The sequence below is a fragment of the Borborobacter xinjiangensis genome, assembly GCF_047739745.1.
Classification (GTDB): Bacteria; Pseudomonadota; Alphaproteobacteria; order Rhizobiales; family Rhizobiaceae; genus Pseudaminobacter.
In genome coordinates this window covers 63,535-85,484 of record NZ_JBLLVA010000002.1, presented here as the reverse complement: position 1 = coordinate 85,484, position 21,950 = coordinate 63,535, and the positions used below count along the sequence as shown (strand labels likewise).

General features: G+C 62.2%; 24 protein-coding genes and 2 tRNA genes. 5 read left to right on the top strand and 21 right to left on the bottom strand.

Annotated elements, in window-relative coordinates:
• The first annotated feature begins 57 nt into the window (after positions 1 to 57).
• Positions 58 to 240 (top strand): hypothetical protein, encoded by a 183-nt coding sequence (locus ACLKMW_RS02640; RefSeq protein WP_415722827.1) that lies wholly within the window; start codon positions 58 to 60, stop codon positions 238 to 240.
• 218 nt (positions 241 to 458) lie between these two features.
• On the opposite strand, the gene ACLKMW_RS02635 is transcribed toward ACLKMW_RS02640, so the two are convergent.
• From ACLKMW_RS02635 to ACLKMW_RS02610, 6 genes are all read right to left on the bottom strand, one after another.
• A tRNA-Arg gene (locus tag ACLKMW_RS02635) sits at positions 459 to 535 on the bottom strand.
• A 36-nt stretch (positions 536 to 571) separates the two neighbouring features.
• Positions 572 to 877 carry an ETC complex I subunit gene (locus ACLKMW_RS02630; RefSeq protein ID WP_415722826.1) on the bottom strand — a complete coding sequence of 102 codons (306 nt, stop codon included), beginning with the start codon at positions 875 to 877 and terminating at the stop codon, positions 572 to 574.
• A gap of 108 nt (positions 878 to 985) precedes the next feature.
• A tRNA-Pro gene (locus ACLKMW_RS02625) sits at positions 986 to 1,062 on the bottom strand.
• An 86-nt stretch (positions 1,063 to 1,148) separates the two neighbouring features.
• A complete protein-coding gene (gene hdaA, locus ACLKMW_RS02620) occupies positions 1,149 to 1,850 on the bottom strand; it encodes a DnaA regulatory inactivator HdaA (RefSeq protein WP_415723174.1) in 702 nt (233 codons plus the stop codon).
• Between the two features lie 27 nt (positions 1,851 to 1,877).
• Positions 1,878 to 3,044 carry an AI-2E family transporter gene (locus tag ACLKMW_RS02615; RefSeq protein WP_415722825.1) on the bottom strand — a complete coding sequence of 389 codons (1,167 nt, stop codon included), beginning with the start codon at positions 3,042 to 3,044 and terminating at the stop codon, positions 1,878 to 1,880.
• Positions 3,016 to 3,573, bottom strand: coding sequence for a CDP-alcohol phosphatidyltransferase family protein (locus ACLKMW_RS02610; RefSeq protein ID WP_415722824.1), 558 nt, complete (start codon positions 3,571 to 3,573; stop codon positions 3,016 to 3,018). Before ACLKMW_RS02610 ends, ACLKMW_RS02615 begins: the two co-directional genes overlap by 29 nt.
• A 205-nt stretch (positions 3,574 to 3,778) precedes the next feature.
• Between ACLKMW_RS02610 and purM the strand changes: the two genes are divergently transcribed.
• Both purM and purN read left to right on the top strand, forming a co-directional pair.
• Entirely contained in the window at positions 3,779 to 4,843 is a 1,065-nt protein-coding gene (gene purM, locus ACLKMW_RS02605; RefSeq protein ID WP_415722823.1) for a phosphoribosylformylglycinamidine cyclo-ligase, read from the top strand.
• Positions 4,840 to 5,553 carry a phosphoribosylglycinamide formyltransferase gene (gene purN / locus ACLKMW_RS02600; RefSeq protein ID WP_415722822.1) on the top strand — a complete coding sequence of 238 codons (714 nt, stop codon included), beginning with the start codon at positions 4,840 to 4,842 and terminating at the stop codon, positions 5,551 to 5,553. The genes purM and purN overlap by 4 nt, the downstream gene beginning before the upstream one ends.
• Before the next feature lie 12 nt (positions 5,554 to 5,565).
• On the opposite strand, the gene ACLKMW_RS02595 is transcribed toward purN, so the two are convergent.
• From ACLKMW_RS02595 to ACLKMW_RS02585, 3 genes are all read right to left on the bottom strand, one after another.
• Positions 5,566 to 7,680 (bottom strand): molybdopterin-containing oxidoreductase family protein, encoded by a 2,115-nt coding sequence (locus ACLKMW_RS02595; RefSeq protein WP_415722821.1) that lies wholly within the window; start codon positions 7,678 to 7,680, stop codon positions 5,566 to 5,568.
• A 211-nt stretch (positions 7,681 to 7,891) separates the two neighbouring features.
• Positions 7,892 to 9,769: an ABC-F family ATP-binding cassette domain-containing protein gene (locus ACLKMW_RS02590; RefSeq protein WP_415722820.1), complete on the bottom strand. Its 1,878-nt coding sequence runs from the start codon at positions 9,767 to 9,769 to the stop codon at positions 7,892 to 7,894.
• 40 nt (positions 9,770 to 9,809) lie between these two features.
• Positions 9,810 to 10,322: a DinB family protein gene (locus ACLKMW_RS02585; protein ID WP_415722819.1), complete on the bottom strand. Its 513-nt coding sequence runs from the start codon at positions 10,320 to 10,322 to the stop codon at positions 9,810 to 9,812.
• Positions 10,323 to 10,534: 212 nt separating this feature from the next.
• Between ACLKMW_RS02585 and ndk the strand changes: the two genes are divergently transcribed.
• On the top strand, positions 10,535 to 10,957 hold the full coding sequence (gene ndk / locus ACLKMW_RS02580; RefSeq protein WP_415722818.1) for a nucleoside-diphosphate kinase: 423 nt from the start codon (positions 10,535 to 10,537) through the stop codon (positions 10,955 to 10,957).
• 114 nt (positions 10,958 to 11,071) lie between these two features.
• On the opposite strand, the gene ACLKMW_RS02575 is transcribed toward ndk, so the two are convergent.
• The 5 genes from ACLKMW_RS02575 to ACLKMW_RS02555 form a co-directional block, all read right to left on the bottom strand.
• Positions 11,072 to 11,542: a molybdenum cofactor biosynthesis protein MoaE gene (locus tag ACLKMW_RS02575; RefSeq protein ID WP_415722817.1), complete on the bottom strand. Its 471-nt coding sequence runs from the start codon at positions 11,540 to 11,542 to the stop codon at positions 11,072 to 11,074.
• A 2-nt stretch (positions 11,543 to 11,544) separates the two neighbouring features.
• A complete protein-coding gene (gene moaD, locus ACLKMW_RS02570) occupies positions 11,545 to 11,811 on the bottom strand; it encodes a molybdopterin converting factor subunit 1 (protein ID WP_415722816.1) in 267 nt (88 codons plus the stop codon).
• Positions 11,808 to 12,398, bottom strand: coding sequence for a CDP-diacylglycerol--glycerol-3-phosphate 3-phosphatidyltransferase (pgsA, locus tag ACLKMW_RS02565; protein ID WP_415722815.1), 591 nt, complete (start codon positions 12,396 to 12,398; stop codon positions 11,808 to 11,810). Before pgsA ends, moaD begins: the two co-directional genes overlap by 4 nt.
• Before the next feature lie 106 nt (positions 12,399 to 12,504).
• Positions 12,505 to 14,574, bottom strand: a complete 2,070-nt coding sequence (gene uvrC, locus ACLKMW_RS02560) for an excinuclease ABC subunit UvrC (RefSeq protein ID WP_415722814.1) — start codon at positions 14,572 to 14,574, stop codon at positions 12,505 to 12,507.
• On the bottom strand, positions 14,571 to 15,335 hold the full coding sequence (locus ACLKMW_RS02555) for an SDR family oxidoreductase (RefSeq protein WP_415722813.1): 765 nt from the start codon (positions 15,333 to 15,335) through the stop codon (positions 14,571 to 14,573). Before ACLKMW_RS02555 ends, uvrC begins: the two co-directional genes overlap by 4 nt.
• 404 nt (positions 15,336 to 15,739) lie before the next feature.
• Here ACLKMW_RS02555 and ACLKMW_RS02550 point away from each other — a divergent pair, with 404 nt between their 5' ends.
• Positions 15,740 to 16,402: an outer membrane protein gene (locus ACLKMW_RS02550; protein ID WP_415722812.1), complete on the top strand. Its 663-nt coding sequence runs from the start codon at positions 15,740 to 15,742 to the stop codon at positions 16,400 to 16,402.
• A gap of 100 nt (positions 16,403 to 16,502) precedes the next feature.
• Here the strand turns inward: ACLKMW_RS02550 and ACLKMW_RS02545 are convergent, their stop codons facing one another.
• The 7 genes from ACLKMW_RS02545 to ACLKMW_RS02515 all read right to left on the bottom strand — a co-directional run bounded on the left by ACLKMW_RS02545 (position 16,503) and on the right by ACLKMW_RS02515 (position 21,938).
• A complete protein-coding gene (locus ACLKMW_RS02545) occupies positions 16,503 to 17,099 on the bottom strand; it encodes a glutathione S-transferase family protein (RefSeq protein WP_415722811.1) in 597 nt (198 codons plus the stop codon).
• 96 nt (positions 17,100 to 17,195) lie between these two features.
• Entirely contained in the window at positions 17,196 to 17,912 is a 717-nt protein-coding gene (locus ACLKMW_RS02540; RefSeq protein ID WP_415722810.1) for a ribonuclease T2 family protein, read from the bottom strand.
• A gap of 8 nt (positions 17,913 to 17,920) precedes the next feature.
• Positions 17,921 to 18,364 (bottom strand): hypothetical protein, encoded by a 444-nt coding sequence (locus ACLKMW_RS02535; protein WP_415722809.1) that lies wholly within the window; start codon positions 18,362 to 18,364, stop codon positions 17,921 to 17,923.
• Positions 18,365 to 18,433: 69 nt separating this feature from the next.
• Positions 18,434 to 19,300, bottom strand: a complete 867-nt coding sequence (locus tag ACLKMW_RS02530; protein WP_415722808.1) for a 23S rRNA (adenine(2030)-N(6))-methyltransferase RlmJ — start codon at positions 19,298 to 19,300, stop codon at positions 18,434 to 18,436.
• A 1-nt stretch (position 19,301) separates the two neighbouring features.
• Positions 19,302 to 19,931 carry a hypothetical protein gene (locus ACLKMW_RS02525; RefSeq protein ID WP_415722807.1) on the bottom strand — a complete coding sequence of 210 codons (630 nt, stop codon included), beginning with the start codon at positions 19,929 to 19,931 and terminating at the stop codon, positions 19,302 to 19,304.
• Positions 19,932 to 19,970: 39 nt separating this feature from the next.
• Positions 19,971 to 20,420, bottom strand: a complete 450-nt coding sequence (locus ACLKMW_RS02520) for a DNA polymerase III subunit chi (RefSeq protein ID WP_415722806.1) — start codon at positions 20,418 to 20,420, stop codon at positions 19,971 to 19,973.
• 21 nt (positions 20,421 to 20,441) lie between these two features.
• A complete protein-coding gene (locus ACLKMW_RS02515) occupies positions 20,442 to 21,938 on the bottom strand; it encodes a leucyl aminopeptidase (RefSeq protein WP_415722805.1) in 1,497 nt (498 codons plus the stop codon).
• Positions 21,939 to 21,950 lie beyond the last annotated feature (12 nt).

Sequence of the window (21,950 nt, the reverse complement as noted above, 5' to 3'; positions counted from 1 at the left end):
TTCCGAATTGCAATAGGCTCGAACGGCGGTTGGCGGGGCTCATCAAATCCAAGGGAAATGATGACCTTTCGCCTGCTCGTCGTTCTGATCATCCTGGCGCTATTCGCCATCGCGTTCAGCGAGCTTGCCAAGCGCACGGGCGACTCCGTCGATCCCGGTTCGCCTTGCGACGAATGGTCGAATCCCGACTGCCCCCAACCGGCTCTTCCGCCAGCGCAGAAGCCCATCGAAAACTCTTGAGGGAAGCGGGTCTACCGCCAATGGACGACCGGATCAGCTCTTTTCACATCTGTCATGGAAGGGGCGATCTGACTGATCGTGAGTCCTGGCCTTTCATCAGGCAACCGGTCAGCTAGAGGCTCGGCGTCCGACGCTCATGGTCGTCGAGCCTCCTGAGCGGTCGGGGCGAAGACCACTCGCCACGTGCCGATCGGAAACAGCTTCAACGAATAGGAATGTGGCGATCCCGGCAGGATTCGAACCTGCGACCATCGGCTTAGAAGGCCGGTGCTCTATCCAGCTGAGCTACGGGACCGAACTCGATTTCCGGGCATGCCGGAGTTCAAGAATCTCAATGCGTCCACGGAATCTTGCGGTCATAGCGGAAATTTTCCGCATAGGACATCTGGCGCCGTTTGGCCTCTTTCGGTTCCTGCACGCGGAAGTCGAGGCCATGCTTCTCGGCATAGGCGATCGCTTCTTCCTTTGTTTCGAAAGTCAGGCGGATCTGGCTCTTCATGTCGCCCGACGACGTGTAGCCCATGAGAGGATCTATCTTGCGCGGCATCGCCGGATCAAACTCGAGCACCCAGTACCCGGTTTTGGCCTTGCCCGACTGCATCGCCGTCTTGGCGGGGCTGAAAATGCGCGCCGACATTCTTCCCTCATCTTCGCGCTACTCACGGCGGGACGAAACCGTCAAACACCGCAACATGCGCCGATCGAAACTGCTGGCGCGTCCTTCATCCGACACGCCAAGGCTCGATGGTCGGAGCGGCAGGATTTGAACCTGCGACCCTCTGGTCCCAAACCAGATGCGCTACCAGACTGCGCTACGCTCCGTCCTCGACGCTGATTTGCCTAGTTGCTTCACCGTCTGTTGGCAAGCGATAAAAGATCGCGATCCAAAGAGCGAGACAACTAGACGCTCAGATGTCGAATTGTGCCTGTCCCTGGTCGATGGCGTCGATCGTTTCGGCGGCAAGCGCGCGTGTGATGCGCGACTTGCGCTCAAGCGCGGCGCGGTCGAGCCGCTCGACGACGCGGATCGCGGTCGATAGCGAACGTTCGATGCGCCGCACCAGGAACTGAACGACGCTGGGATCGACCTCGATCTGACGGTCGGCAAAAAGTTTGGTGATAACGCCGGCAAGCAGCAGATCGTCCGGCTCGCCGATCTCGACCGTGGTCGCCGCCTTCAGCCGCGACGCGAGGTCCGGCAAGGTCACGCCCCAGGCCGCCGGAAAGCGCCGCGCGGTCAGGAGGAGATTGGAACCGCTCGCCCGCACCGCGTTGATCAGATGGAAGAGCCCTTCCTGATCCAGATGCGGGTCGTCCGCATTATCGATAACCACGGGAAGCGCCATTCCCGAGGTCTCGACGTGCTTGTCTATGCCGGAAGGCTTGAGCAAACTTGCACCCGACACGCCGCGCCAGATCGCGGCGAGATGCGATTTACCGCAACCGGCGGGGCCGGCCAGCACCACCATCGGCGTCGGCCAGTTGGGCCACCCGTCTATCAAAGCGATGGCTTGGCTGTTTGCGGCCGAAACGACGAGATCGTCACGGGAATGACCTGTGGCATGTCCAAGATCGAGCGGCAGTTGGCGCGGGGTTTCCTGCTCACGCATCAAATTCAAACCCATCGGGCCACGATCTCAGCCATTGGCATCGCCACGCCCGGTTGCCCGTGCCGGCTTTTCGGGCACGCGTTCATGGCCGTTATAGAGCGGCGACTGCAGGTAACGGGAGATGGCGAATCGGACCAGGACGGCAATTGCTGCCGACGCCGGAACCGCGATCAGCAAACCGACAAAGCCGAACAGCGCACCAAAGGCGAACAGCGCAAACATCAGCCAAACCGGGTGCAGGCCGACGCTCTTGCCCACCAGGCGCGGCTGCAGGATGTTGCCTTCGATGAACTGGCCGACGAAGAACACACCCGCGACCGCCGCTATCCAGATCCAATCCGGCCAGAACTGCACGAAGGCCAGCCCCACCGACAGTACAAGGCCGGTAAGCGAGCCGACATAAGGGATAAAGCTGATCAAGCCGGCGAACAGACCGATCAGCACGCCGAATTTCAGCCCGGTCAGGGTCAGGCCGGCAGCGTAGAGCAGGCCGAGAATCAGGCAGAGCGTGCCCTGCCCGCGCACGAAACCGGCGGTTGCCAAATTGATGTCGATCGCGATCTGGCGAACCGTTTCGACATGATCGCGCGGCACCCAGCTATCGACCGTGGCTACCATGCGGTCCCAATCGAGCAGCATGTAGAAGGCAACCACCGGCGTCACCACGAACAGGCTGGCTATGCTGAACAGCGCCACGCCCGAGCTCCAGATCGACTGGAACACAGTCGTCAAAAAGCCGAAGCCGGAGGTCAAAAGCGAGTTCAGCCCCTCGCGAAGGCCTTCGGCATCGACCCCGAAACGCCTTTCGATCCACTGCGGGTCGAAACTGGTGATCAGCCCCTGAAGCTGCGTCAGATATTCTGGTAGCTTGGCGATGAAATCGGAAAGCTGGGAGGCCAGCAGCGGAACGATGATGACAAGGCCAAGCACCAGGACGACGAGGAAGGCGATAAGGATAAGGGTTGTCGCCATGATGCGGGAGAGGCCGAGCCGCTGCAGGCGATCGGCGACCGGATCCAGGAAATAAGCGAGCGCCATGCCGGCCACGAATGGCAGCAGAATGCTGCTGAACACATAGATGAACAGCGCCAGGACGATTGCCGCCACGAGCCAGAAGCGCAATTGCCGCCGTAGCGCGGCGGACGCGGCCTCGTCCCGCGCGACTTCATCTGTTGCGAGTTTTGCCTTCGCCATTGCCGCTCATGTGCCTCAGCCAGTTGACGAGATAGGCCGCCGCGGAACCAACGGTCAAGATGCCGGTCAGGAATATCAGGCCCACCCGAACCGGACCGTACTGCATCTGGAGCGCGAGTTCCGCCAGCACCAGGCCGGCCAGAACGATCTGCGCGGCGGTGTTGACCTTCGAAACCAGCAAGGGCTTCATGGCCACCGGGTTTGCCATCACCGTCGAGAGAATGACCGCGCAGACGATCAACGCATCGCGTGAGACGACGGCGATGACCAGCCAGAGCGGCAATTCACCCATCAGGCCAAGCATGACGAAGACGCTGACCAGCAGAAGCTTGTCGGCCATCGGGTCGAGATAGGCGCCAAGCTCGGAACGCTGGTTGAACTGGCGCGCCACGAACCCATCGACCCCGTCGGAAATGCCGGCAATGACGAAGCCTGCGAACGCCCAGTCCGTGCGGCCGGCCAGCAGCGCGTAGATCACCATCGGCACCAACAGGAACCGCATGATGGTGATCATGTTGGCCAAAGTCACGTTTCTCTTCTCCTGTCCCCCCGACGCTGATAGATGGTCAACTCCGACTGTGCCGGCAAGCCCCGGTCTGCCGACGCGCCAGGATAAGCGGCGTCTGTCCACGGCTTTCGTCGCCTAAGCGGATCACGGCAGGCCGAACTCCTTGCGGGGTGCGGCCGTTCATGCGAAGAGCCGGGTTCAAGTTTGCCGGCAGCAAGGAACAGCCATGAGCGAACAGAAAAACGGGCTCACCTATGCGCAGGCCGGTGTCGACATCGATGCCGGCAATCTGATGGTCGAGAAGATCAAGCCGCTGGTGCGCTCGACGCGCCGTGCCGGCGCGGACGGTGAAATCGGCGGCTTCGGCGGCCTTTTCGATCTGAAGGCGGCCGGCTTTTCCGACCCGGTGCTGGTCGCCGCCAATGACGGCGTCGGCACCAAGCTGAAGATCGCCATCGAATCCGGCAAGCACGACACGATCGGCATCGATCTCGTCGCCATGTGCGTCAACGACATCGTCGTGCAGGGTGCCGAACCGCTGTTCTTCCTGGACTATTTCGCCACCGGCAAGCTCGACACGGAACAGGGCGTCGCAATCGTCAGCGGCATTGCGGAAGGCTGCCGGCAGGCCGGCTGCGCGTTGCTTGGCGGAGAGACGGCGGAAATGCCGGGCATGTATCACGGCAAGGACTACGATCTCGCCGGCTTCGCGGTGGGTGCCGCCGAGCGTGGCCAATTGCTGCCGACCGACGATATAGTCGAAGGCGACGTGCTGCTCGGCATAGCCTCGTCCGGCGTCCATTCCAACGGTTTTTCGCTGGTTCGGCGCATCGTCGCCGCAAGCGGCCTCGGCTGGAATGACCCCGCTCCCTTCGCGGAAGACAGGACGCTTGCCGAAGCGCTTCTGGAACCCACCCGCATCTATGTGAAGTCGATCCTCAAGGCCATTCGCAACACGCATGGCATCAAGGCGCTGGCCCACATTACCGGCGGCGGCTTTCCCGACAATATTCCGCGCGTATTGCCCAATGACTTCTCCGCCGAACTCGATCTCGACGCAATCGAGGTGCCGCCGGTGTTCTCGTGGCTTGCCGAAACGGGCAATGTTGCGGCCGAGGAAATGATGCGCACCTTCAACTGCGGCGTCGGCATGGTCCTCGTCGTGGCTTCCGGCCAGGCCGCGCAGGTGGCGGCCGTGCTTCAGGAGGCCGGCGAGAGCGTCTCGCCCATCGGCCGCATCGTGCCGCGCCGGGACAGCGGCGTCATCTATCGCGGAGCGATCGCGCTATGAGCATCGCCGCAAAGCGCGTCGTCATCCTGATTTCCGGGCGCGGGTCCAACATGGCCGCGCTCGTGGAGGCCGCCGCCAGTTCCGATTTCCCGGCCGAGATCGTCGGGGTGATTTCCGACAAGGCCAATGCACCCGGCCTCCAGTTCGCCTCCAGCCGAGGCATAGCGACACGGGTCATCGCCAGGGGCGACTTTGCCGACAAGGCTGCGCACGATGCCGCAATCGACGCGGCACTTGCCGGTTTCGGCGCCGAGATCGTCTGCCTTGCCGGCTATATGCGGCTGTTCACCATCCCTTTCGTCGAGAAATGGCAGGGAAGGATGATCAACATCCATCCGGCGCTGCTGCCGGTCCTCAAAGGTCTCGACACGCACAGCCGCGCGCTTGCGGCAGGCATGCGCATACATGGCTGCACCGTGCATTTCGTGACGCCCGAAATGGACGACGGCCCGATCATCGCCCAGTCGGCGGTACCTGTGCTGCTTGGAGACACGGCCGACACGCTTTCCGCGCGCGTGCTGAAGGCCGAACACCATCTCTATCCGCTCGCGCTTCGCCTGGTGGCTGAGGGTAAGGCAGCGATGAGGAACGGAAAGACGGTGTTCTCGGAGCCCGATCACGTCGTCGAGAATCCGCATCAGGCACTTACCTCGCCGTCGGCGGTCCGCGATACGGTCGACCTCGAGGCGCTGGCACGGTTCACGCCTTGACCGGCTGACTGCTCACAACGGCTGAGCCGCGCGCACCCAGACCTTATTGTCGTGAACCGCAGCGCCGCCGTAAGGCGCCGGCGCATCGGCGCCCGTCAGCACGTTGATGCCTTCGCCGCGCTCATGGGCGTCGTTTGGCCATACGCCTTCGGCGATCACAACGCCGCGCCGCACGCCCTCGAACAGTTTTGCGTGCAGCACGACCTCGCCGCGCATATTGCCGATTTCGACGCGGTCGCCATCTGAAAGGCCGAGTGCGGCCGCATCGTCCGGATGAATGAGCAGTTGCGGACGGCCCTCCTTTGACTTGGAAACGGGCGTCTCGGTGAAGCTTGAATTGAGGAAGTTGCGCGCCGGCGAGGTTGCCAGTCTGAATGGATGCCGCTCATCCGCAACCTCGATCAGATCGATGTGATCGGGTAGTTCCGGCAGGCATTGGAACGGGCCAAGCACGCCCATGCGTTTCGGCGGACGGTTGGGAGCCGGCTGGCCAATCCAGTCGGGGCGGAAACGGAACTTGCCGTCGGGGTGACCGAAGCCGTTCAGGAAGTGCGAGGTCTCGAAGTCCGGCTGCATGTCGGCCCAACGCTTTTCCTTGAACGTCGCGAAAGTGCCGAGTCCGCGCTTGCCGAGCATGATGTCGATATGCTGCTGCTCGGTCAGGCCGAAGCCCGGCAGATGCGACACGCCCAATCGCTTGCCAAGTTCCTCGATGACATAATGGTTGGTGCGCGGACCTTCCGGCGGATCGATCAGCTTCGGTCCGAGCACGATGTACTGGTTGCCGCCGCCGCGATAGATGTCGTCGTGCTCCAGGAACATCGTCGCCGGCAGCACCACATCGGCAAGCTTTGCCGTATCGGTCATGAACTGCTCATGCACGCACATGAACAGGTCGTCACGCAGCATGCCCTGTTTCACCAGCCGCTGCTCGGGCGCGACATTGGCGGGATTGGTGTTCTGAACCAGCAGCGCGGTAACCGGTGGGCCGCCGTAAAGCGCATCCTCCGCACCCGTCAGCACCGGACCGATGCGCGAATGGTCGAGGTAGCGGATCTTCGGGTCACGCAGCCGCGTGCCTTCCACCATATCCTTGTCGAGCTTGAAGATGCCCGAGTTCGAATGGAACGCGCCGCCGCCCTCATATTGCCAGCAACCGGTCACTGCGGCGATGGAGAGCGCGGCATGCATGTTCACCGAGCCGTTGCGCTGGCGCGAGAACCCATAACCCAGGCGGAAGAAGGTGCGCTTGGTGGTGCCCACCAGCCTGGCGAACGCCTCGACCTCGGTCACCGACAAACCGGTGATCGCGGCCGCCCATTCCGGCGTGCGCGTTTGAAGGTGTTCCTCCAGCCCCTTCGGATCGTCGGTGTATTTCTCCAGATAGGCGCGGTCGGCGAGCCCGTCGCGGAACAGCACATGCATGACCGCGCAGGCCAGCGCTCCGTCCGTTCCCGGCTTGACGATCAGGCCCATATCGGCCTGCTTCATCGTGGCGTTTTCATAGACGTCGATGACCACGATCCTGGCGCCGCGCTCCTTGCGCGCCTTGACCGCATGGGTCATCACATTGACCTGGGTGACGACCGCATTCGTGCCCCATATCACCACGCAGTCGGACTTCGCCATCTCGCGCGGGTCGGGTCCACGCAGGGCCCCAGTGCCCATCATGTAGCCGGTCCAGGCCAGATTGGTGCAGATCGAGCCGAAGAAGCCGGAATATTTCCTGGCATGCCGCAGCCGCTCGATGCCGTCGCGCTGCACCAGTCCCATGGTTCCGGCGTAAAAATACGGCCAGACCGTCTCGCTGCCATAGCGCTCTTCGGCCTTGATGAATTTCTCGGCTACGAGATCAAGAGCGGCTTCCCAGCTAGCCTCCTTCCAGGCGCCCTCGCCCTTGGCGCCAGCCCGCACCAGCGGCTTCAACAAACGGTCTGGGTGATGCACGCGGTCGGCATAGCGGGCGACCTTTGCGCAGACCACCCCGGCCGTATAGCTATTGTCCTTCGCGCCATGCACCCGGCCGATGCGGTTCGCACTCAATATCTCCACGTCGAGTGCGCAGGTCGACGGGCAGTCGTGCGGGCAGGCGGAATGCCCGATCTCAAGCTTGATGTGCTGGTTCATGGGCCGAGAACCTATCGCCTTTTGCCGCCGGCGTGTAGGGCCAGCAAAGGCAATTCTTTTCGGGAAAGTGCCATGGCGGGAAACATCGCACCCTCACCCGCTCGCCTCGCTCGCGGCCCCGAGGGGAGAGGAGACGTGGTGGCAATGCCGGCGCCCTTTTCACCCCACCGGGGATAGGGTGGCCCGAAAGGCCGGATGAGGGGGAACGCCCCTACTCCGCCGTCCCCTCCTCATATTCGGCTGAAAGCGCCAGCCACTTTTCCTCATGGCCGGCAAGCGTGGCGGCGAGTTGCGAGCGTTCCTTGGCCAGCCGCGTGGCGGTCGAAGGATCCTTTTCATAGACCGCCGGGTTCGCCAGCTCGTCTTCGATGCCGTCGATGCGCTTGCGAATGCGATCCATCAGCGCTTCCGTCGCCCTTATTTCCTTGGCGACCGGCTCCATCGCCGCCCGGCGCTGGGCAGCCTCGCGGCGTCGGTCGGCCTTCGACGCCTTTTCCGCCTCGCGCCTTTCCCTGCGATCGCCGGCGACCCCGGTGACCTGCTGGCGATAATCGTCGAGGTCGCCGTCATAGGGGTTCACATGGCCGTCCTTGACCAGCCAAAGCCGATCGGCGGTCGCTTCCAGCAGATGGCGGTCGTGCGAGATCAGGATTACGGCGCCCGGGAACTCATTCAGCGCATGGATCAGCGACTCTCGGCTATCAATGTCGAGATGGTTGGTCGGCTCGTCGAGGATGAACAGGTTCGGCCCCTCGAAGGCCGAAAGCCCCATCAGCAGCCGCGCCTTCTCGCCGCCGGAGAGATCCTTGGCCGCGGTGTTCATCTTCTCGGTTGCCAGTCCGAACTGCGCCACGCGGGCGCGAACCTTCGATTCCGGCGCTTCCGGCATCAGCCGGCGCACATGCTCATAGGCGTTTTCCTCCGGCCTGAGATCGTCGAGCTGGTGCTGCGCGAAAATCGCCACCTTCAGCCCCGGCGCAATGGTCATCGTGCCGGTTTCGGCCTGCAGCCTGCCCGCCAGAAGTTTAGCGAAAGTCGATTTGCCGTTGCCGTTTCCGCCGAGCAGCGCGATGCGATCGTCGGCGTCGATGCGCAGCGACATCTTCCGCAGGATCGGCTGACCCGGATGGTAGCCGACATCGACTCCCTCCAATGCCACGATCGGGGACGCGACCGTCTTGACCGGCTCGGGAAAATGAAATGGCCGTACATGGTCGTCGACGAGCGCCGAAATCGGCTTCATCCGCTCCAGCGCCTTGATGCGCGACTGCGCCTGTCGCGCCTTCGACGCCTTGGCGCGGAAGCGGTCGACAAAGGACTGCAAATGCTTGCGTGCCGCCTCCTGCTTGACGCGGCTCTTTTCCTGCAACTCACGTTGCTCGGAAAGCTGCCGCTCGAACTGATCGTAGCCGCCACGCCAGAATGTCAGCTTCTTCTGGTCGAGATGGATGATCGAATTGACCGCGCGGTTCAGCAAGTCACGATCATGGCTGATCAGCAGCACCGTATGCGGATATTTCGCGACATAGGTTTCAAGCCAAAGCGTGCCTTCCAGGTCCAGATAGTTGGTCGGCTCGTCGAGCAGCAGCAGATCTGGCTGAGAAAAAAGCACCGCCGCCAGCGCCACGCGCATGCGCCAGCCACCGGAAAACGACGAGGCCGGCCGCTTCTGCGCCGCGTCGTCGAAGCCAAGGCCGGCCAGAATAGTGGCGGCGCGCGCTTCAGCCGAATGCGCATCGATATCGGCCAGTCTTATGTGAATCTCGGCGATGCGATGCGGGTCGGTCGCCGTCTTTTCTTCCGCAAGCAGTGCCGCGCGCTCGGTATCGGCCTTCAGCACAATATCGATCAGCGGCTCCTCGGTCCCCGGCGCTTCCTGTGCCACCTGGCCGATGCGCAAGGCTTTGGGCAGGCTGATCGAGCCGGTTTCGGTCGCCATGTCGCCGGTGATGGCCTTGAACAGCGTCGTCTTGCCGGTGCCGTTGCGGCCCACGAGCCCCGCCTTCGTTCCCGCCGGCAGCGTGAGCGAGGCATGGTCGAGAAGCAGGCGTCCGGCGATGCGGAGTGAAATGTCGTTGATGATAAGCATGGTCGCGCTTTTGCACCGGCCGGCGGCCGACCGCAAGGGCTCAAGCGAAGGCCCTGCCCTCCTCGGATCGCTGGAAGGCAATCAGGTCGAGTTGCACCGAGGGTTTGCCGAGCGTCGTCAAAATCATGTGTGCCTGGCCGCGATGATGCGTCTGGTGGTTGAACAAATGATCGAGCGCCGGCGCCAGGCGTTGCGAGATCGTGCGCATGTCGGAGACCGTCATGTAGGTGAACCGCCCTGAAAGCGCCTTCGCGTCGAGGCCATCGATCCAGTCGATGATGCGCCGGTCCTCGATCTCGCGTGCGGCGCGAAGCTTGCCGAGATCGGTGTGGATGATGGCGTCGAGCGCAGCCGGCGCGTCTCCTTTCCCGGTGAAACGCTTCATCCATATGCGGTCGGTGGCCACCAGATGATTCAAAGTACCCATCATCGACTTGAAGAACGCGCCGGCATCCCGGCAAAACTCTTCCGTCGAAAGCGCCGACGCGGCATCGTAAATGCACCTGTTCGCCCAGGCATTATAGGCTGCAAACATCATGAAATGCTGCTTCATGGTATTCCTTCCGGCCTCCAGGGCGCCGACTATGCAGCAACATTCCTAACGCCGTCGCAAGAAAGCGCCAATGGCCATTCTTCATCGCAGGTCTCGTCGGCGAATACCGGCCAAAACCGGTGTTGGAGATTGCCTGAACCCTTGGCAATGCAACGGAGCACCTGTATAGGGTCCGCCACAACTGCCCTTCCCCAATTTCAAAAGGATATGTCATGGCGATCGAACGCACGTTTTCGATGATCAAGCCGGATGCAACGCGTCGCAATCTCACCGGTGCGATCACCAAGATGCTGGAAGATGCCGGCCTGCGCGTCGTCGCTTCTCGTCGCGTCTGGATGAGCCGCCGCGAGGCGGAAGGTTTCTACGCGGTCCACAAGGAACGCCCCTTCTTCGGCGAACTGGTCGAATTCATGTCGTCCGGACCGACCATCGTGCAGGTGCTGGAAGGCGAAAACGCCATCGCCAAGAACCGCGAAGTCATGGGCGCGACCAACCCGGCCAATGCCGACGAAGGCACGATCCGCAAGGTTCACGCGCTGTCGATCGGCGAGAACTCGGTGCACGGCTCGGATGCGCCGGAAACCGCCGCGCAGGAGATCAAGTACTGGTTCTCCGATACCGAGATCGTCGGCTGATTCCCTGATCCAGATTCCAGCGTCAAATCGCTGATTTTATTGAAAAGCCGGGGTGAAAGCTCCGGCTTTTTTGCTCGGCGCATCCATGCGGCCCCTGCGACGCCGCGCTCTGGGCTAGCGCTTCCAGCGCTCCATGGCGGCCTCGTCGGCTTCCTTGGCGTCCACCCAATCGCCGGCCGAGCCATCGGCGCCATGTTCCTTCTTCCAGAAGGGAGCGCGCGATTTGAGAAAATCCATCAGGAAATTTGCCGCTTCGAACGCCGCATGGCGATGCGTGGACGTGGCTACTACCAGCACGATATTCTCGCCGGGCTCGATCCGGCCGAAACGATGGATTGCCGTCAGGCCGCAAAGCGCCCAGCGCTCGAGCGCCTCGGCGGCAATGCGCGAAATCTCGGCTTCCGCCATTCCGGGATAGTGTTCGAGTTCCAGCGCTGAAAGCGTGCCCGCCTCGTCGCGGCACAACCCTGTGAAAGTCACTACCGCACCGACATCCGCCCGCCCTCTCGTCAGTCGGGCGATCTCGGCATTGACGTCGAAATCCTGGCGCTGAATGCGGATATCTGGCTTGACCGCAAGCGACATGGCTAGCCTCCGGTCATCGGCGGAAACAGCGCGATCTCACGCGCGCCCGCTATTCTTTCCCGATGGTCGACATGTTCCTGATTGATGGCGACGCGGATCACGTCGGGATATTGCAGAGCGTTTTCGTATTCTTCGCCGCGTCCCTTCAACCAGAGCAGCAGGTCGGCGACCGTCTCCACGCCGGCCGGCAACGTGACGTCTTCCTGCGACCTGCCGATCCGCTCGCGGACCCAGGCGAAATAAATGAGCCTTGTCGAATTCTCAGTCATTCGTCGATTATATGCTTAACACCCGCCCGAAAGTAGTCATACCCGGTATAGAGCGTGACAATGGCGGAAATCCAGAGCAGCAATATGCCGGTCTGCGTCCAATAGGGCACGATCTTGTCGCCGGCCGGACCAAGCAGCAGGAAGGCGATCGCCACCATCTGGATCGTGGTCTTCCATTTGGCGAGTTGCGTCACCGGCACGCTGACCTTGAGTGCCGCCAGATATTCGCGCAGACCGGAAACCAGGATTTCGCGGCACAGAATGATGATAGCCGCCCATAGCGTCCACCCCGCGATGGTGCGATCGGTATCGGCGGCAAGCAGCAGCAGGCAGGTCGCCACCAGAAGCTTGTCGGCGATCGGGTCAAGCATGCGGCCTATGTTCGATGTCTGCTTCCAGGCGCGGGCGAAATAGCCGTCGAAATAGTCGGTGATGCTGGCAGCCAGAAAGATCGCCAGAGCGGAGTAGCGTGCAAAGTCGCTGGAGCGCAGACGTCCCTCCAGGAAAAAGCACAGCACGATCATCGGCACCGCGAGAATGCGCGCGTAAGTCAGCACATTGGGGAGGTTGAAAGCGCGCCTGGCCATTTCGATCCGCGATTCCTTAAATATCCTTCCTACTCAAATCAGATGCCGGTGCGAGGGGTCAACCATTGGAAACCGATGGCACAGCAATATTTTCATCGGCAAACGATCAACCCTCATGAAAATGATCGTAAACCATGCGCGCGATTCGCTCCGAAATGCCGTCCACGACCATCAAATCCTCGACCGCCGCGCGGCTGACGGCCTTGGCTGTGCCAAAATGCAGCAGCAGCGCCCGCTTACGCCCGGGGCCAATACCGCCGATCTCATCAAGTGGATTGCGCACCATTTCCTTCTTGCGTCGCGCCCGATGCGAACCGATGGCGAAGCGGTGCGCCTCATCGCGCAGTCGTTGCACGAAATAGAGTACGGGATCGCGCACCGGCAGCGAGAATGAGTCTCTACCCGTTACGAAGAAGCGCTCGCGGCCGGCCTCGCGGTCTTGTCCCTTGGCAACCCCTATCGCCACGACGCGGTCGGCGATGCCGAGTTGATCGAGAACTGCACGCACCGCCGTCATCTGACCTTGGCCACCGTCAATGAAAATGACGTCCGGCCAAGCCGGAAACCCCGCTCCCGCCACATCGTCTTCGATGGCCTCGGCCGGTTGGACGTCGCCATGCTCCTTGAGCAACCGTGAGAAGCGCCGCTCCATGACTTCGCGCATCATGCCGAAATCGTCGCCCGGCGTGATCTCGGTCGAGCGGATGTTGAACTTGCGGTACTGGTTTTTGACGAAGCCCTCGGGGCCGGCAACGATCATCGCACCAACGGCGTTGGTGCCCATGATGTGCGAATTGTCATAAACCTCGATGCGCGTCGGCGGCTTTTTCAGCCCGAATGTTTCGGCCATGCCGGCAAGCAGCCGCGCCTGTGTCGAAGTTTCTGCAAGGCGCCTTCCGAGCGCTTCGCGCGCGTTTTGCATGGCGTGATCGACAAGATCCTTCTTCTCGCCGCGCCTAGGCACCGAAATCGCCACCTTGTGACCGGCACGCGTCGAGAGCGCCGCGCACAGGAGTTCCTGCTCCTCCACCTCATGGGAAAGCAGAAGCAGTCGTGGCGAAGGCTTGTCGTCGTAAAACTGCGCGAGGAAAGAGCCCAAAACCTCCTCAGCGCCGATCATCGGATCGGCCTTCGGAAAATAGGCACGGTTGCCCCAGTTCTGCCCGGTGCGGAAGAAGAACACCTGGATGCAGGTCTGCCCGCCCTCCTGGTGGATGGCGAACACATCGGCTTCCTCGGTCGATTGCGGGTTGATGCCCTGGTGGCTCTGCACATGCGAAAGCGCTGCCAGCCGGTCGCGATAAACGGCGGCACGCTCGAAATCGAGCGCTTCGGCCGCCTCCTGCATGGCGGCCGAGATGTCCGTCTTCACTCTCTGGCTACGGCCCGAAAGGAAATCCTTCGCCTCCGAAACCAGCTTGGCGTAGTCGGCGGCGGAAATCTCGCCGGTGCACGGCGCCGAACAGCGCTTGATCTGGTAAAGCAGGCACGGACGCGTGCGGCTCTCGAATGAGGAATCGGTACAGGTGCGCAGCAAGAATGCCCGCTGCAGCGAATTGATGGTGCGGCCAACCGCCCCGGCCGAGGCGAACGGGCCGAAATAATCGCCCTTTCGCGAGCGTGCGCCGCGATGCTTGAAGATGCCGGGCGACGGATGGTCGCCGGTCAGCATGATATAAGGAAACGACTTGTCGTCGCGCAGAAGCACGTTGAACCTGGGCCGCAAACGCTTGATGAGGTTGGCCTCAAGCAGCAGCGCCTCGATTTCGGTGCGGGTGACGACGAACTCCATCGTCGCCGTTTCGCGCACCATGCGGCCGATGCGGTTGGTGTGGAATCGTCCTTGCGCATAGTTGGTCACGCGCTTCTTCAGGCTGCGCGCCTTGCCGACATAGAGCACGTCGCCCGCGGCATTCATCATGCGGTAAACGCCGGGAGCGTTGGGCAGGCGCTTCACCAGCGCCTGAATCACCTCGGCACCGACCTTGCCGTCGCCATCGCCGGGATGTGCCGTCCAGTCGATTGCGGTAAAGGACGGCTCGGGTTCGGCCGGCGCGGCTTCGGCGATCGGCCCTTCGTCTTCCTCAACGTCGTGACCGGGCATGTAGCCGGCAATGTCGTCACCCGCCCGCCCCGACCGTCGGAGCGACTTCAGCGTAGAATCCTTGCTGCTCATTCAATCATGCCTGTCACATCCGGCGTCTGCCAGGCAAGATGCTGGCCGCCGTCAAGTGCGATCATCTGCCCGGTCACCGAGCGCGCGTTCCAAAGATAGCGGATCGTTGCGCCGAATTCCGAAAGCTCGGGACCTCGCCGCATGATCAGCGCCTCAACCTGCGCGGCGAAATCCTGCGCCTGCTGATGCGCATTGGCCAGCGTCGGACCGGGGCCTATGGCATTGACGCGGATATTCGGCGCCAACGCCTGAGCCATGGTTTGGGTCGCCGTCCACAGCGCCGACTTCGATAACGTATAGGAAAAATAGTGCGGGGTCAGACGCCAGACGCGCTGGTCGATCAGGTTGACGATCAGCCCTTCGCGGGCATCGGGAAGCCTCTCGGCGAAACGCCTCGCAAGCAGCACTGGCGCCTTTACATGCACGGCAAAATGCCGATCCCAAGCCGACCAGTCGAAATCGGTCACGCTGTCATCCTCGAAGACCGAGGCATTGTTGACCAGCAGCGAGACAGGGCCAATGGCATTTTCGGCGGCTTCCATCAGGCCGTCGACCGCCTGCATGTCGCAAAGGTCGGCAACAACCACCGCCGCGCGGCCGCCCTTGGCGGTGATCGCTGCTGCAAGTTCATCCGCATGCGAGCGCGAGCGATTGCAATGGATGGCGACAGCGAAACCGTGAGCGGCCAAATCCTCGACGATCGCCCTGCCGACCCGCCTTGCGCCACCTGTCACCAAGGCCGAAATCCTGCTTTCTGACACTGTCTACCCCCTGATTCAGCAAAACGGGCCACATTTTCGCGCCGCATGCGTCTGACAGGTTAATTCCCGTTTGCAGATTTGGCAGCAATGTGGTGAAACGCACTCATAACGCTAGCTTTTTTGGCCAGCGGCGGTGCGGACAAGCTTCCATATAGGACACGCAAACCCTTGCACCAAGCCGGTTGCGGCTTGCAATCTTTTATTCTCCTGACAGCGTTGTTGCGCAATTGCAACGTCCAATTTCCGCCACATTTCGGCCGGGGAAAGACCTCAATTCAGGTGCGCTCCAGCCGCATTTCGCCCCGACATTCGGAACCGTCAGGCACCCGGCCCGTTACCTCCCAAGGGTTCGGGATGCCCCACAGAAAAATTGAATGTGTGCTGTGGCTAAGGAGTATTAAGAAATGAAAGCCAATTTGAAATACGCGCGGCCTTTGATTGCTGCGGCCGGGCTGTTCGCCCTTGCTGGCGTCCTGCCTGCCAATGCGGCCGACGTCGTGATGGAAGAGCCGCCGGCACCTGCTGCACCGATGGAAGTGCCCCCGCTCAACACGTGGTCCGGCCCCTATGCCGGTGTGACGCTGGGCTATGGCTTTTCGGGCGAAGTGAGCGAGCCCGGCAACGACATTGAGACCGACGGCTTCGTCGGTGGCGGTTTCGTCGGCTACAACTACCAGTTCGACAACATTGTCGCGGGCGTTGAAGCCGACATCGGCTACGGCGGTTTCGAGGGCGACAATGCCGGCACCTCGGTTGATGGTGGCGTGAATGGTTCGCTGCGTGCCCGCCTCGGCTACGCCGTGTCGCCGGACATCCTGCCCTACGTGACCGCCGGTGGCGCCGCGCAGAGCCTCGAACTCACCGAAGGCGGCGTAAGCGATCGCAACACGCTTCTCGGCTGGACCGCCGGTGTCGGCACCGACGTCAAGATCACCGACCAGGTGTTCGGCCGCGTCGAGTATCGTTACTCGGACTACGGCAACGAAGAGTTCACCACGTTTAGCGGCACCCGCGACGTGGACGCTTCGGATCACCGCATCCAGTTCGGTATCGGTATGAAGTTCTAATTCACCTTAGCGGGTGGGTCGAAAAGCCGGGCGTCTCTGACGTCCGGCTTTTTGCATTTGTGGATTGAGGTAAGTGGCGCCGGGCTGCTGCCAGCGCAGGTCAGGACGGCAGATACGGCACCAGTTCCGGAAACTTCTCGTCAAAACGCGCGCCCCAGCGTTTCAACCGGGCGTGACCACGCTCCCATTTCCCGGCAAACCGCAAGTCGAGGTAGGCGAGCGTTGCGCGCAGCGCGATCTGACCCACGGTGATTTTCTTGGGTAGCTTTGGCGGATTGGCGTTCAGCACCTCAAGGCCGCGCATCGCCTTGTCCAACTGCTTGTCGAGCCAGGGCCCATGAACCATGTCTTCGGGACGGCTTCGCCGCTCATAGACGTGGGCCAGCAGGCAGTCGCAGATACCGTCGGCCAGCGCCTCCAGCCGCTCGGCATCCAGCCGCTTTGCTGCATTGCGCGGGAACAGAGCGTTGCCCGAAACACGGTTAAGATGCTGGGTGATCGCGCGGCTGTCGAAAATCGCACCATGCTCATCGTCGATCAGCACCGGGATCTTGCCAAGCGGGTTGGCATCGAGCAGTTCGGCCGGCGCGGCGGCGGTGTCGGTTACCACCGCATCCACGGCAATCCCGGCATAGGCGGCCGCCATCCTCACCTTCGCGCTGTAGGGCGAAGCAGGCGCATACAGAAATTTCGGCATGAAATTAAGTCTCCCCAAATCAGGCGCAGACCATAGATTTCGGGACTTCTCGCCGCAACGACCCTGAGCGAAAAACTGGAACCCTTCGACCACGCGCTACCCGCCACGCACCGGCGGCATCACCACTTTCGGCAGGCGGCAGGCACGGCGGTCTATCTCATCGCAGCTTCTAAAGGACAGGTCCTTGTTCATGCAGATCCGAACCTCGCGCAGAAAGCGCTTGTCACAGGTGACCGCTATGCCGCCTGCCGAAAGATCCGGATTGGCCTTCAGGAAGGCAGTCTCGGCCTTGTGCGGATCGAGCGTGCGATAGGTTTGCAGACGATCGAATTCGGCGGGAACCCTCACCCGCTCACGCGCCTGCCTCACGGCGCGGAAATAGTCCCGTTGCGACAGACCCGCGCAACTGCCGTGCTTGCGCCACTGATGCCGGATCAGTCCGGCGGACGGCATCAGATCATAAAGCTCGCGCTGCGTCTCCTTGCGCACGTCTGGTTCGTTCGTTGAGCATTCCTGCGGATAGCCGCGCTCGAATTGCGGCCACAGGCCATGGACCACGAAGGCGTAGGGCCGTCCGCCCGCACATTGCTGACGGTTGGCGTCCTCGCCTTCGGCTTCGCAATAGCTCGGAGACCATGACAGCGACAGAACGTAAAAGTCGAAGCCTTCCCCGCGCGCCGCAACCGCTACCGAATCGGTGGAGCCGGCATCAGATCGGCGCTCTTCCTCCGGCGCGCAGCCGGCCACCGCGAGCAAAGCTGTCAAAGCCAGCGCGACCCTGGCAAGCGAAGGTCGGCTGCCGCCGACAGACATGGAGGATTTCAGCGCAGTACGCGACAACCGCCGTTGTAGACCATCCAGCGATCGAACCCGTCCACGCAGAATTCGACATTGTCGCCGATGCCGGCGAAGCCCATCCGGCCCTCGATCAGATACCAGATCTGGCGTTGATTCCCGTCCGAAAGGCTCGCGGTCGCGCCGCAGTAGAGCCGGGCGATCGGACGCCGCTCGGCTACCGGCAGATAACGGTTCTCATGAATGTTCTGGAAATCGGTGATCGCCACATCCGGCAGGTTCGGAACATGGCGCACCTGATAGCCGAAGCGATCGACGATCTTCGAAAGATAGCGCTGGTCGGCACACAGGCTCATTCCTCGCGGCTGCTCGTAGATCACCAGGTCGGCCGCGGAGGATGCGGCGGAACCGGCAAGAAATGTGCCGACGGCAACCGTTGCGGCCATGACGAGATGAGCGATGCGTGACATGGAGCTATCCTCGTGAATCGCCGCGGATGCGGCAGCGTGCCGCGATAGTGCGCAATCGGCGCCTGACGGTCAAGAAGCCGGCGCCGATTCGCCGGCAAGCCAATCGAGCGACCAAGCGGCGGATTTTTCCTGCGCAAGCACACCATGCAGCGCCGCAAGGATGATCCGGAGCTCCGATTCCAGGGTGAAAGGCGGGTTGACGACGATCATGCCGGTTCCATCAAGGCGCGGTTCACGCGAGGGTCGTCTGATTTCGAAGCGGACATCGAGGATTTTCGGTATACCCGACGCAGCCAGCCCTTCACGAAAGCGCGCCGCCGCCGCGCGGTCCTTGATCGGATACCAAAGAGCGTAAATTCCGCCTGGCCAGCGTTTGTGCGCGCGCATCAGCCCTTCGATCAGGCGATCGAATTCCCCTTCCTTTTCGAAAGGCGGATCGAGAAGCACCAGCCCGCGCTTTTCCTTCGGCGGCACATGCGCGCCAAGCGCCAGCCAACCATCGAGCTCCGTTACCCGCACCTGGAAGTCGTCCGCGAACAGCGCTTTCAGCCGCAGCACATCCTCCGGGTGAAGCTCAATCGCCGACAGTCGGTCCTTGGTGCGCAACAGTTTACGCACGATCAGCGGGGAACCGGGATACGCGACAAGCTGCTCCTCTCCCGCACTGACCGAGCGCACGGCATCGATGTAGGGCGCAAGCAGGGTCGAGGCCTCCGGCTCAACTCCGCGCGCAAGCACGCGAGCGATGCCGTCGCGCCATTCGCCGGTTTTTCCCGCCTCCTCGGCCGACAGATCGTAAAGGCCAATGCCGGCATGGGTGTCGATCACCCGAAACGCCTTGTCCTTCTGCTTCAGATACTCGACGAGGCGGGTAAGCACGGCGTGTTTGACCACGTCGGCGAAATTCCCGGCATGATAGGCATGACGATAGTTCATGTCAGTTGCCCTCGCCGCCGCCCCTGCCCCAGCGACGCGGGGGAGGTTGCGAGTTCGGATTGCGACGCGTGCCGCCAACGCCGCGCCGCAAGGCTATTACCAAGCCTATCGCGCCGATCGCCATCAGGGAAAAGCCTATCGGCTGCGCCCGCTCGTCCACGACAAAAGACTTGCCACGCAAGACCAGATCGACAGCATCGATGTCGACCCCCTCGGCATCGCCCGGCCCGAGGATGAAGGTGTAGGCGCCGTCCTCGACCTCGGAAATCAGTCCGGCATCGTCACGGTAAATCTTCTGCCGCGCCTGCGGCGAGACATCGCGAACCCCGGCGTCGTGGAAGGACAGCGCATCCGCAAGCACCGTACGCTCACCTCTCGACGCCGTCAGCGTCAGCACGGCACTTTCCTCCGCAAGTGTCGGCGGTAGGCCGGTTGCCGTCACGTCGACCAGCACCCGCACCGGCGCATTCTCCGCGCTCAGTTGCGCCACGACCGGCTTGAACCCGAGGTGGCGATCATAGGCTCGCCAACTGCCGATTTCGCCGCCCGAGAAATTGCCGGCCGCCCATGGATAGACCACGCCGATCGCCACACCGACGAGCAGAATGATGAAGAACAAGGAGCGCATCATATAAATCCGAAATCCAGGCGAACCGCGAAACCGGGCGCTTCACGCCTTGCGCTCCCAGCGCCGGTCCGTCGTCTGCTGCCAGTAGGTCACCGCATGGCCGCCGGCCTTCATCGACTTCCAATGCGCGCGTGCCGTTTCGAGTTGCCCGCCATCATGTCCGTCGAACATGAATACGGCACGTTCATAGGTGCCAATTTCGGGCGGCTCTGCGCCATCAACCAGAAAGCGAATCCGGGCGCCGTTCGGGTTGTCGGGCGAAGTCGTCAGCAGAACCGGCTGCTCCTCGGGAAACGCCTCGTTGTCGCTCGCATGGGCGAGGAAGGAATCGTCCCGAAACGTCCACAGATGCGCGTCAAGCGCGTCGCGCCGCTCCTCGGTGCCCGTTTGCACCACGACCCGCCAGCCGCGCTGGACGCTGCGCTCCAGAAGACCCGGCAGCGCCTCTTCCAGCGACGATTCGGTCAGATGATAGAACAGCACCTCAGCCATTGTTTCGCACCGTCTCGCGCCTCACGATTCATAGTGGTCGCGCACGAACTGATCGAGCAGGCGCACACCAAACCCGGACGCCCATGATTGGTTGATCTCGTTCGATAGCGAGCCGATCGCCGTACCGGCGATATCAATATGCGCCCAAGGCGTATCCTTGACGAAGCGCTTGAGGAACTGCGCGGCGGTGATCGCCCCACCATGGCGGCCGCCAATGTTCTTCATGTCGGCATTCTTCGAATCGATCAGCTTGTCGTATTCGGCGCCAAGCGGCAGGCGCCACAGCTTTTCCTGCGTCGTCAGCCCGGCATTCGTCAAACGTTCGGCCAATTCGTCATTGTTGGAGAAAAGCCCGGCGTAACTTTTACCGAGCGCCACCATCACGGCGCCGGTCAGCGTCGCGAGATTGACCATGAATTTCGGCTGGAAGCGCTCGTTGCAGTACCACAGCGCATCGGCCAGAACGAGGCGACCTTCCGCGTCGGTATTCAGCACCTCGATCGTCTGGCCCGACATGGAGGTGACGATGTCGCCGGGGCGCTGGGAATTGCCGTCGACCATGTTCTCGACGCAGCCCAGAATACCGACGGCATTGACCTTGGCCTTGCGAGCGGCCAGCGCGTGCATGAGGCCGGTCACCGCGGCGGCCCCGCCCATGTCGCCCTTCATCTCCTCCATTCCAGCCGCGGTCTTGATCGAGACGCCGCCGGTATCGAACACCACACCCTTGCCGATAAAGGCGATGGGATTGTCCTTCGCCTTGCCGCCGTTCCAGCGCATGACCACCAAACGCGGCGGGCGCGCCGAGCCTTGCGAGACGCCAAGAAGCGCACCCATGCCGAGCTTCTTCATCTCCTTCTCAGTCAAAATCTCGACGGTAACGCCGAGCTTTTCCAGGCCCTTGGCGCTGGCCGCGAACTCCACCGGTCCAAGCACGTTGGCCGGCTCGTTGACGAGGTCGCGGGCAAGCGTCACGCCGTCCACGACGGCCTGGAGATCGGCGAATGCCTTCTTGGCGGCAGCGGGATCGGCGCAGTGGATCGTCACCTTCGCAGGACGGGTATTGGCCGGCTTGTCGTCGGCGTCGTCCTTGCGCGATTTGTACTTCTCGAATGTGTAGCACCGCAACAGCAGGCCGGCGGCGAGCCGCGCCACCTCGCCCGCCTCCAACGGCCGCTCGGCAAGCTCGGCGATCACCGCCACTTCGACCGCCTTTCGCAACTGCGCGCCGATCGATCCGCCGAGCTTCAGCCAGCTATAATCATCGATTTCGCCGGGATTGCCGACTCCAAGCGCCACCACGCGGTCGAGCGGAGAGCCCTCGGGTGCCAGTATTTCGACCGTGCCGCCCGACCGTCCCGAAAAATCCGACGCCGTAAAAGCACGAGAAAAGGCACCGGCCGTGTCCAGGGCCTTGGCCGCGTCGCTCATGACGCCTCCATCCGCCACCAGCACCATGGCGCTGCCCTTCTTGGGCGCAGCGAATTTCGCGAAACTGATCGAGGGTGTCGAAGTCATGAGGGCCTGCTT